This window comes from Enterobacter sp. UPMP701, assembly GCF_053709515.1.
The window spans coordinates 1-12,204 of record NZ_JBSKJN010000026.1 but is presented as its reverse complement, the minus strand read 5'-3'; the positions used below and the strand labels follow the sequence as shown (position 1 = coordinate 12,204).

Below are 12,204 nucleotides of genomic sequence, written 5' to 3'. Positions count from 1 at the left end.
CCGGCCCCGTACAGGCGCGGGTCGGCGCTGCGGGAGAGGAAGCCGCGGGGGTCATGGTGATGGCGGGTGACGCGCAGGTCACAGACGTCCGGGGTATCGGGGTGGCGGAGGAAGGCGACGGCGCGCACGGTGAGGCCGCGGCTGTCGGTCACCGTCAGGGCCGGGGTGTGCTGAAAGCAGGCAGGAATGAAGCTCATGATGAATATTCCGGGGGTGATAAAAATGAAAAAAATGCCCGGCAGGCGGGCGGAAAGAAGAAAGGAGGCCGGCGTGGCTGGCCTCCGGGCGGGGAGACGTATCAGCTCAGGTACGCCAGGTCGTTCTCATCCTCGCTGACCACAAACCACGGGGTGTACTGCGTCCGGCGGCGCCAGCCGGCGGCGGTCAGCACCCCGGTTTCCCGGCCCAGCGCATCGTAAACGTGCGTGTCGGCCCAGGCGTTTTCACGCGCGCTGTCGTCGCGCAGCCAGCGCCAGCTGTTGATAAAGAACGGCTGGTAACGGCGGACCGCCAGCCCCTTGTTGTCATACTCCGTGCGGCCGGTAATTGCCCAGCGTATTCCGGTATGCGCCTTGCGGGGCAGGCCATCCTCACCGATGGCCAGGGAGCCGTCATCGAGACGCTGGCAGGCCTCACCCGCCGGCACGCGCTGCGCCGTCTGGAGCTCCCGACCGGCGCCGTCAAAAAAGACCACCTGCTGTCGCTGCTGCTGTTCCGCATCCGGATAATAGCGGTCGGTGACCACCGTCAGCACGTGAGGGGGCGCCCGGCCGCTGTCCGTGTCCAGTGCAGACATCAGCACGCTGAGCCCGGGACGCTTCAGGGCGCGAGCGTACGCCAGCGCGCACAGGTAGCCATCCTCCGTCATCAGTCCGGCCTCATGCAGCGCCTGGCGCAGGGACGGGTCGACGTCATCCGGTACCCGGCGGGCCCAGGCGTCGTCGGCATAGACCATAAACTGCGAGACCGGCAACGGACCGGACAACGCCAGGGCCTCCTCAGGCGAGGCGGGCACCCGGAACGGGACCGCTTCCGGCGTCGGGCAGCCCGCCGGCACGCCGTCCTCCGTCCCCCGGATGCGGCTGCTGGTCACCCGGCCCAGCGCATCGAGCGTCACCATGCTGTCGTTGGCGTTGATGTCCGTCAGGCATACCGGGACCATAAAGCGGTAGTCGACGACGGCGCGGGTCCGGTGTCCGGCCGCATCCTCCGTGGCCGTCACGACGCAGTGGTGGCGGTCCCAGGTCAGCGTCGTGGCGCCCGTCAGCGTTGAGGCCCGCTGCGCCAGCGGACGGAAGAACTGCGCCGCGCTGCCGTAATCCGTCAGTGCGCGGGTCGCCACCCACACTTTTGCCTCACCGGGACGGGCAAACGCCGGCAGTGCCTGCGTGTAGCCCGCCTCCTGCAGCAGCGTAAGCTGCTCTGAAGCACTCAGGACCCCGTCCAGTGCCTTCAGGCTGTCGGCGTCCAGCTCGGCGCTCTCCTCAAAGGCCACCAGGGCCTGCACCGTCGGCGCGTTCAGCGGGGTATCCGCACGGCCGGCGGTGTAGCGTACCGTGGTGTGTCCGCCGTACTGTCGGGGCGCATGCGTCCCCAGCGGCCCCGTGTCCTTCAGCAAATCTTCCGCAGACAGGTACGACGTGCTGCCTGCACCGGACGTCGTCACCAGGTTGATGCGCTGCTGATGCGGAAGCCCCGTGCGCCAGCCGTGCGCCGTATCAGGATGATGATAGCTGTATTCGGTTTCCGTCAGGCGCAGCACGTCCTGCTGCTCGTCATAGCTTGCCTCCCAGGCGCCCTCCGGTAAATCCAGATGGTAAGGCGATGCGGCCGGGCGGGCACGTCGCGGGTAGCTGACGGAGACCGTGCGCAGCGGGTAGCCGAACGCATCCGTGGCCAGCGTAACCTCCTGGCTGACAACCGGGTCGTCTGCCACGCGCTCATAGCCATAGCTCCACTGCTCAAGCGGCTGCGGGGCCACCACCGGATACGGCGCACCGGGGGCGGCAGACTGTACCACGCGGACCTGATAGCGGGCCTCCGTGACCTGGTACGGCACCGTTTCCTGCGCGCTGCCGTCAGCGGCATACACCTCCGTGCGCAGCGGGCTTCCCCTGAGCGCACGGTGCATCCAGTACTGCAGCTCCGCCGCCGGGGCGTCCAGCGCCATCTCCTTGTCCCCCTCCGCGCGGGTCAGGCGCGTGGCACCCGGGTTCGCCGCCTGGCGGTCACCCGTCCAGTAGGCCTGGCGATAACGGTGCTCATCCCCGGCGAGGCCCGTATGGAACCACTGTCGGGTCAGCACCGGGGCACTGCGCTCTTCGGCATTGCCCTGCGCGCGCTCGTCCGTATCCCGGGTTTCCACCAGGGCAAAGCCCCGGAACTCGCGCTCGCGGCCATCCCAGATGCCGTGCCGGTAGGTGGCGGTCTGGACCAGACGGTTCCCGGTGATTTCATCGAGTGACTCCGTCGTGGCCAGCAGATGCACCGGGAACGGCAGGTGGTTCGCCGGCAGGTCGCCGTCGCCGGCCGCGGCTTTCTCATCCAGCCAGAACTGGGCGGAGCTGCGGTAGTGCAGGCGACTCTCCGCCCCGCAGTTATTGTTCACCCGGCTGAGCAGGTAGGGCTTAAGACCGGCAAGGTCATAGCGCCAGTGCTGCTCGCTCATGTGCGGGCGGCTGAGGACCAGGCTCGAGACACCGAGCCCCTGCAGGTCTCCGACCGTCAGCTGGCAGGTATGATCGAAGCGGACGCCGTCCGGCAGCGGCAGCACCAGAGGGATATCAAAGCGGTTTCCGCTCTGGTTGAAATAGACCCAGAGATGGTCGGCATGGGCGTAAATCAGGTCCGTGGTCCCGGTGCCGTCCAGGTCCGCGAGGAACAGCCGGCCCGGATCAAACTCGCCTTCCGGCTGGCTGAAGCCCGGTACCGTAAAGGGCGCGCCGAAGCGCCCGTGCCCCAGGTTCGGCCAGCAGGTGACGCCGTCATGGCGCACGCGCACCAAGTGCATCTGCCCGGAGCCGGGTAAATCACTGAACGCCACCAGTTCACGCGCATCCAGTCCGGAAAGCGGCAGCGTAATGCCGCCGGTCTGCTCAACGTCACGGCCAGCCGCAAAGCCCTCGCGGGTGCCCGGATACAGGCGCACGCTTTTCGGGCCAATCAGGGCAACGTCCGACACGCCGTTGCCGTTCAGGTCGGCAAACTGCATGCCGTCCTGCCAGAACTCCGTCGGCAGCGCGGCCAGCGGCGTAAAATCGCCCCAGCCCTTATCCGGGTGACGGCGGTAGAAGCCCGCCAGCCCCGGGCGAGCAACCAGCCAGTCCAGACGACCGTCTCCGGTCAGGTCCATCAGGCGCCCGCCCTGCATCAGGGACGGGACGGGTAACAGGCGGGGACGGCCATAGGTGATCCCGTCCGTCGTGCCCGGGGTGCGCTCCGGGGCGCGGTACTGCCAGCCGTGCTCGTCCTGATACAGGATCCCCGGCATACCTTCGTTATACAGATCCACCCACTGATAGCGCAGGCCGTCGTTGAACCCCTGCAGGCCGGTCAGAGGGCGCCAGGCCGGCGCGTGCTGCGGCTCAAAGGCCTGATAGCCGAACGACAGCGGCGCACGGGCGCACGGGGTGCCGTCCAGTTCATGCGCGAGCAGCCGGCAGCCGGTCAGCTGGGTGACTGACGGCGAGGCGTGATAGGTCAGCAGCAGGCGGGAAACCAGCACCGGCGGCGCGGCGGGACGTCCTTCCAGCGCCGCCACGTCATGATACATCAGCACCTGACGGCACAGGCGGCGGGTGCGGACCTCAAAGCCGTAGTCGTAGCGTGAGAACGGGTCGGCGCGCAGCCCCCATTCCCCGCCGGCAGCCAGCGCCGGGACCGTGTTCAGACCAGCCGGACGCTCCCCGTAATCCAGCACCAGGGTAAACAGCCACTCGTCGGGCGCGGGGGGGATGGCATCCCAGGCAAAGAGGGGCGCCCGGGGGGTCCGGTTACCGTAGCGGACCTGCTGCAGGTAGCGCTGCGCGACCCGCGGATGGGCCTCGCGCTCGGCAGCCCCGGTGCCGGCGTCGTTCTCTGCGGCATAGTGGTAGCTGATGTGCTCTCCGTCCGGCGAGGCGGACTCCTGCAGGTACCATTCGGCAATTTGTTCCGGATTGTCCGGACTGGAGAGACGGGCGTCGGCGCGCTGCCCCAGGCAGTGAACCTGCCCGTCCGGCGTGTGGCACAGCCAGAACGGGAAGGCCCCGGCGGCCAGGGGCTGCCAGTACTCCATACGCGGGGCGCCGGCGCCGGTGCGGGAGCGGAAACGCGTCACGCGCCAGCGCTGCGCGAGCGCCACGCCCTGTGCCGTCGCCGTTTCCCTCACCAGAGGCTGGCCGTGACCATCGAGCTCCCTGACGAGCACCTCGTTGTCGGGGCCGATAAACGCGTCCTGGTCGTCGTAGGCGGGCACGCCCTGGCTGGTCCGGCGGCGCACGCTCATCACGCCCGCCTGCCAGCCCAGACCAAACGGGCCGTTACCGCCGGCGCTGCTGTAGCTTAAGCTGAGCGCGGGCGCCATGCCACGTCCGGCGGAGACCGGCAGCGGCAGGCTCATCTGCGCCACGCCGTCCGGCCCGGGAGTGCCCAAGGACTCGCCCATGCCCTGCAGGCTGCCGCCGCCCTTGGGCAGCGACAGCTGGGTGACGGCAACCGATTCCTGAATATCCTGCATAATATACTCCTGTCAGGCCCCCGGAGGGGCCTGTGATTAAATGGTTAACGAACCCCGGGAACTCAGTCGCGGATGGTGTAGCGAACGTGAAGGATGATGTCGCTCAGGCTGGCCAGCAGGGCCTTCTGGGCGCCGGTGGCGTTCGGGAAGCGCAGGGTCAGCGTACCGGTATCCGAGATATCAATTCCCTCGAACGGCAGGTACTTCCCGTCGTTGAAGTCCAGCTGGAACTGACCGCTGTCGTTCATGCCGCGGGAGACGGCGATGGCGGAGCAGCCGCGGGCCAGCGGGGAGGTGCCCGTGTAGCCCAGCACCGCCTGCACATCCTGATACGGCCCCAGCAGCGCCGGCAGCGTGACGCTGATTTGTCTGATGCGGCGCACCTTGCCGAGCTTCATGTCGTCCGGATAGTCCGACGCCAGGCCCAGCCCCTTCAGCTCCACGCTGACGGAAAGGATATCCTTATCCAGGCTGACGGTGTCCTTACCGCTGCCGGCCTTGCCCTTATCGCCGTCAAGCTGCGACTTAATGGTGTCTTTCAGCGAAAACTTCCCGGAGGACAGCTTCCCGTAGCGCTCGCCGAGCGACAGGGTGCGCTCCACCTCCAGCGCGCGGGCGTCCCATTTCTGGTAGGCACTCTCCATCGCGGCCAGATTCAGCATCAGCGCTTCGCCGCACAGCAGGCCGGCGTAGGTGCCCTGCCAGGCGCCCGGCTTGATAAAGCCGCGCGTCTCGCCGGTCTCCCACTGGAAGGATTTCTCGGCGCGCAGGCAGCGCGACACGGTCAGGTCGTAGAACTGGAAGTACAGCGTCGAGAGGCGGCCGCGCAGCCAGTTATACAGGGCCTGATTGCTGAACTTACGCTGCATCAGGGCCAGTTGGGCCTCGTTGTGCGCCTGCTGGGTTTCCAGATAGGTCAGCTGCAGCCCGGCCGCTTCGGTACGCACCTTCAGGGATGCCTGCTGGGCGGTGAGCTGCTCCACCTCTTTTTCCGCGTTATCGCGCAGCATCTCCCACTCTTCGCGGCGGCGGCGGTACATTTCACCCTGCGCGGCGCCGTCGGCGGCGGTCATTATTCCTGTGGCAATGCTTTCCAGCGCCATGCCGGCCGCAAACGGAATGCTGCCCCACTGGGAGCCCCCGACGGCCATCCCGAAAATGTTCGGTGCCATGTTGGCGGCGGCGCCGGCGGCCATCAGCGGACGGGAGGCAGCCTGCATGGCGCCGGCGGTGACGCGGGCCCCCAGTGCAAAGCCTTCGCCCGCGCTGATGTTCTCGTCATACAGGCGGCTGTAGTAGTCCTGACGCTTTTGCGCCCCCGCCAGGGAGGCGGCCAGGGCCTTCGCCTCGTTGCCCAGCTCCTCCAGGGTTTTCTTCTGCATCGCCACGCTCTGGACCATCAGCGCCTTGCCCTGGGTCTGCATCAGCACCGCCATCGCCTCCGCGTCCTGGCGCTCAATCACGCCGCTCAGAGCGTTGCCGAACTGCATCAGCTGGCCGGTCATGTTGCGGGCGCTTTCCAGGGCAAGCGGGAAGCGGTGCAGCCCCAGCTCGCGGCCGGCAGGCAGCGGCGTGCCGCCCTTGCCTGCAGCAGCAGCGGCGCTGAGCAGCGCGGCCGGGTCTGCCGGCGTGGCAAACAGCGGCAGCGTCAGCGGCTGGCCGTCCAGGGTCAGGTTATGCCGCAGGTTGTACAGGCGCTGCATAAGGTCCTGGCGGATGGCCTGCCAGCGGGCGTTCTGCGGCGGGTTAAACAGCCCGGTCAGGGCGTTAGCCGTATAAGGCTGCGCGGACAGAATACGTACCGGTGACGCCTGTCGGTCCTCCATCGCCTGCAGGCGGTTCACGACCTTACCGGCGGCGTCCTTCAGGGTCGGCGCGGCCCAGACAGCCGGGCGGGTGACGGACTCGTCGCCCATCAGCGCCAGGGCCTGGACGTACCACATTTTGGCCTCGGCCAGGGTGTCTCGCTCCAGTTGGCGGTAGGCGTGGTCGCCGCGGGCGGTGAGCATCTCCAGCAGGCGCATCAGGGTGGCGACCTTGTAGTGCATCGGGTCGCTCTGGGCCACCGCGTCCGGATCGGTGCTGTCCAGCGGGATGTCATTCCAGCGGGTGTCTTCCAGCAGCGGGCGGGCGTTCCAGTGGCGGCCGGCGTCACCGTCGTAGCCCTCCGGGCTGAAGACGTAGCGCAACCAGCGACCGGCGGCGTCGAAGTTCTGCTCCTGGAGCAGGCGCTGGGCAATCAGCATAGGGGCGTAGTAGAACAGCTCCCAGAAGTAGAGGGCGTTGGCACCGGCGAAGTCCATCGGCTCAGCCGGCGTGTTTTCGTCAAAGGTCTCCACGCGGTCAACGCGGACCAGGCCCGGGAAGGTGCCGTTATTGTAATTGGTATCCAGCGACCAGACGTCCGCATCGCCGCCTTTTTTGTGGATACGGATGTCATTGAATTTGCCTTTCTGGTACTCCGGCTCAATGTAGAAGTTATTTTTATCGCCGCCACCGTCGGCGTAGTACTTCATGAACACAGTCACCTGCGTGGTGGCGGCGGCGCTGAGCTCCCCGTGGAACAGGACGTCGGGGCCAATATTATCAGCGATGCGGGTATGGCGCAGCGTGACGATACCACTGGTGCCGTGGATGGCGGGACTGTACTTATCCAGGGTCAGGGTCACCCGGGCGCCTTTTGGCCGGATCGCGGGCTCCGGAAGGGACTGGGAGTCCAGACTCAGGATAGCGTCCAGGCCGCGGGCGGCGCGGCTGACCAGCTCCGGTCCGAACAGGGTGTTCAGGCGCACGCAGTTAATGCCGTTAAAGCCCCAGACCATCGACTGCGCGCCGCTCCGGGCGGTATGCAGCGTCAGGAGGGTGTTATCGTCAACCGCATCACGGAGAAACTCAAAAATGGTTACCGGAGGGCCATACGTTTGGCCGGACTCACGCACAGCAAGGGTGACCGTCTGGGATGATTCGTTGCTTATCGCTGAAAGCGGGAACGTCAGGGACAGCGGGAGTCTTCTGCCCGGGGTGTTGAGTTCACCGGCGTTCAGGGAATGGTATGCAATAACGTTGTGGCCGACCTGCAGATAAACTTCAGGATTTTTGAAAGGCGCATAGTTTTTTTTAATCACCGTCAGATCGCCGCTTAACGTATAGCTTTTTCCCACTTCAGTGAGGATGGCACGCTCGGTTCTCACGTAATCATCATAGTGGCGGATAAAATTGCTGATATACATCCCGCTGCGCGATAACGGGTGGCAAACGGGGAGCCCGGACTGCCTGTTGAACAGCTCCAGAACGTGCACCTTATCGACCACTTTATCTGTCAGTCGGGTATCCGACAGCGTACACGCACGATAAACCAATGGAGAGCCTTGTTTTTTACTCCAGAAATAGATGTCAGCCTGGTTTGTTGTCAGGTCCTCCAGGCACGACAATTCCATGGGGGGGGTGTCAGCCAGATAAAGATGCTTTATTGCGTCCTCAAATACCCTTGCCGCGCTCCAGGTTCCGTCCTGGCGAAGGTGGGCGGTTTTCAGGTCTGCCTTCCAGACCGGCTTGTCGTCGTTCACGCCTTCCTGGCGCTGCTCCACCCACACCAGGTGCAGGCGCCCGTTGCGTATGACCGGGCGGATCATGGACGCATACGGCGTGGCCGCCACGGTAATCTCCTGCCACTCGCTCCAGGCCGTCGCCGGGAACGCCTCGTCCTTGAACTGGCTCATGTCCACCCGGCGCCAGTAGTAGACCGGCGTGGACTCGCGGGTGGCGCCAATCAGCCAGACGTGGCCGCTGCGGTTGTTCTGGCCGTCGTGGTAGCCGCTGATAATCTCCAGGTCTGCCACCTTCTCAAACTCCGCCAGGTAGGTTTTAAAGGCATCCTCCACCTGGTCCTGCGTCAGCTGGCCCTGATTGAGGGACTGCTGCAGGGTGCGCATCATGGTGGTTTCCCCGCTACGCTGGGTCGGGTCGACGTAGTTTTCCGGGTAATACACCAGCTGGGACACGCCCGCCCAGGTGCTGTAGCGTCGATTATAGGTGGTCCACTCGCGGAAGAACGGACGGCTCAGCGCCCCGGTTTTCACCCCGGACTCCAGATGGCCGAGCTGCATGCAGCGGTTCACGTACAGCTGAAGGCTGGCCATGGCCTCCGCAATGCGAGTGGTCGTGACATCAGCGCTGACCTGGCTGTCAATCAGCAGGTAGCCATAGAGGTCATCGCGGGTGCGAAGCTTCAGTTCAGCCGGCGCGACCCTCCCCATATACAGCTGGCTCAGGGCGGAGGACAGGCGTTCATCCAGTACCGCGCTGACCGCCGCACGTTCACGCCCGGACAGGCCCGCCTGCACGCTGCCGGACAGGGTCTGCCACTGCGCCAGGGTGGAAACCGGCTTGCCGGCGTTGGCCACAAAGCGCATCGCGAAGAGCTCGCCCACCGTGGCGGCGCTGACGTTCAGGGTCTGCGCGGCCTGATGCCACTGCAGCAGGCGTTCAACGGCGATGAAGTCGCTGAGTTTGTCCAGCCCGGCCTGCTTCGCGGCAACGGCCAGCGCCTCACCGTCGAGGGACATCAGCTCCGCCAGCAGCTTCACCGTCAGCGCCCCTTTCTGCAGGGCAGTCAGGGCCGCGGAGGCCTGCTCTCCCAGGGCACTGACCCAGCAGTGGAAGCGGCTCAGCAGCATCAGGGCGTCAAAATTGTGGCCCACATAGCTTAAGCAGTCATTCAGCTTTTCAGGATAACCGACCGCCAGTTCCAGCTCACGTTCACTCAGGTCCAGACCCTTGACGATAGCGGCCAGCTGTCCCAGCAGCTGACAGTAGGCCAGCGCGTTATCCGGCACGACAAACGCAGTGCTGTTGATATTCAGGGAAGCAATATTGTTCCAAAAGTCGGTGACGCGGTTACCCATCATTTCCGCCCAGCGCATGACCAGATGAGATACTTCAGGCGAGGTCAGGCCCAGCGCGGAGGCCAGGTGCGGTGCCAGGGCAGGAATGAGGCTGTCAGCGGTGAGGGTGACCGGATTGCCGTTTGCGTCGACGGGCAGGACGACATCATTGCGCAGGGAACGCACCAGGCTGCTGATTTCCGGGGTCTGCACCGGGGTGAGTTTTGTCAGCAGGGCCTGCAGGCCGACGACGGAGAGATTCTGCGCGCGCAGCCAGCGGGTGGCGGTCCGGACTTTATCAACGACGGCGGAAAAGCTCTCGTCGGACAGCGGTTTGGTGAATCCGAGCAGGGGCAGGAGGGTACTGAGTTCGCTGACGGTCAGGCCGTGGATATCGGCCAGCAGTTTACCGCGGTAGAGCTGACTCAGCCATTCCTGAGAGGATGATGTTAAATGAAATCCCGCCGTAAATTTGTTTAAAACCTTAACTTCCTCATATGATGAAAGCCCCAGTGAGCGGCAATAACGCGTGATATATTTTGATTCTTTTACTCCTTGCGTATCCTTATTCAGCTCAATCTGAATAGGTGAGCTATAATTGATGTGAAAATTATCAAGTGGAGGCGCGTTGAAGATTCGATCGTACTGACTTGCACAAGCGCCTGTCGAAATGACGTCCAGATGCAGTCCGGCCAGGGTGCCGGCCGTCTCTTCCCCCAGGACGTAATCACGCTGAAAGCGCAATAACGACGCAGCGGTTTTGAGTACACTCGCCGTATCGTCGTTATGGTGGATCTGGATACGGGCTATCAGCGGCAGCGACAGGCCAAGTGCACGATGCAGCAGCACCTGATGATGCAGGGCCAGCAGCCAGGTTCGCTTGGAATGGCACTCTGTCGTATTTGTGATGCCGTAATATTTATTCTTCCCCCAGCTACCTTTCATATCTTTCGTCTGGCGGGTTACTTCGATGGTGCCGGTGCCGGGGCGTCCTTCCCCCAAAGGCAGTGAAATGCCCCTGGCCAGGTTCTTTAATTGCCCCTGCCAGACCTCAGTCTTACCAACCCACAAGCTGACATTTTCTACCGATTCAGAATCCTGCTTCGAAGTATACAGAATGCTACGCCTGCCGGACTCATTCTGGATTACTACGAGTTCATCATTATCTTTGGGCCACCGGTGAGTAAACGTACGGAACACGCGGATAAAGTACCTGTCACCACTTATGTTCCAGGAGCGGGTCAAGACGTTATCGACGTAGCTTCCACTGGTATCCGGCGCGTTGAGCACCGAGCGGGCCAGCGTCTCTTCAAACATGGCCTCAGGCAGGTTATAGCGGGCGGCCAGCGCGCTGGCACTGAGCAGCGCCTCAGGCGGCGTGTCGCCAAACACCTTTTTATACTCCGCCTTCGCATTCTCAAACGTGATGTCCGTCGTCAGCTGCGCGTACAGCGCCGGGGAAATGCCCAGCTCCAGGCACAGCGCCGCCACGTTATCATGGCCCGCCGGACGGTTTTCCGGGGTCAGCAGGGTGCGTGGGGAGGCCTTACGGGCGCGCAGCGCCTCGCTGATACCGGTGAAGGCGTGGTGATACGGGCCTTCCGGGTTGCTGTGGTTTTCTGCCAGGGCCGTATGCAGTTTCTCGTCGGTATTATACTGACTCTGCTTTTTCAGCGTGGCCTGCAGGATTTCATTCGACAGACTCAGGGTGGACAGCGGTGTGTCGAGATTGTCCTGGCTCAGCGTCAGGGTGGCCAGGTCCGGACGGCGTGTGTCCAGATGGTACGCTTTCCCCTTCTCGTGCAGCTGCTCCGCGTTGTGGTACATCTCGGTCAGATAGGCCGCCGGGGAGAACATGGATGACACGTCCCCTTCTTTCACAAACTGGTCATTGCGGTCCGGGACAAAGTCATTGCCGTAGGCAACCGCGTGAGCCGGTGCGGAAATGCCCAGATGCGGGGCCTGCAGCAGCTGCGGGTTTGCACGGGTGACGGCCTGACGCTCACGCGTGGTGCTGAGCGCCAGGCGGCGGACCGCTTCGGCGTGCAGCGCGTGACAGTCTGCATGGCCGACGTCATCGCCGGCCGCCGCCAGGACCTGCTCCAGGGAAAAATCCCCGAGTTCCGACAGCGTGGTGATGTTCAGCTTTTCCGCGAGGGCCGCGAAGAGGGGCATATTCTGGATATGTTCTGACATAGTTACCTCAGTAAAGGAAAGTGAGCGCTCCGCGCGGTCCGAAAAGCGGTACACAGAGACAGCACGGAGAAACGGTCCCGGAGACCGGGGCGAAGTGACGTCATGTCACCCGGCGCGTCAGGTCTGCAGGAAGCCAGATAACGGTAATCACTATGTCCTTACCCGTCCTGTGAGTTACCGGGAATTATACTGGTGTCTCATGACTCACATTTTAGCGGCCAGTCGGAAGCGCGGGGAGAAAGAAGATTAACGCCGGAATACCGCCCCGCAGGGCAGCATTCCCGGGCAACAGTCGCTTCACGGTCACCGGAGGCCTGAATATTTTAGGGTTCGCAGACGGACACCTTTTTTATTCCCCGACCTCGTGTGAAGACGGGTGAGAGATGAGGGATTAATCACCTGAAATCG

The 12,204-nt window shown here is 64.0% G+C and carries 3 protein-coding genes and 1 pseudogene; all 4 read right to left on the bottom strand.

Features of this window, described 5'->3' with window-relative positions; all coding sequences use genetic code 11:
* A partial coding sequence (locus ACWKXT_RS23925) for a hypothetical protein (protein WP_454533545.1) occupies positions 1 to 197 on the bottom strand: 197 nt, incomplete at its 3' end.
* A gap of 101 nt (positions 198 to 298) precedes the next feature.
* Positions 299 to 3,511, bottom strand: a complete 3,213-nt coding sequence (locus ACWKXT_RS23920) for a toxin TcdB middle/C-terminal domain-containing protein (protein WP_454533546.1) — start codon at positions 3,509 to 3,511, stop codon at positions 299 to 301.
* A gap of 261 nt (positions 3,512 to 3,772) precedes the next feature.
* Positions 3,773 to 4,645 (bottom strand): annotated as a pseudogene (locus ACWKXT_RS23915) (SpvB/TcaC N-terminal domain-containing protein); the annotation flags it as partial.
* Positions 4,646 to 4,779: 134 nt separating this feature from the next.
* A complete protein-coding gene (locus ACWKXT_RS23910) occupies positions 4,780 to 11,796 on the bottom strand; it encodes a Tc toxin subunit A-related protein (RefSeq protein WP_454533544.1) in 7,017 nt (2,338 codons plus the stop codon).
* Between the last annotated feature and the right edge of the window lie 408 nt (positions 11,797 to 12,204).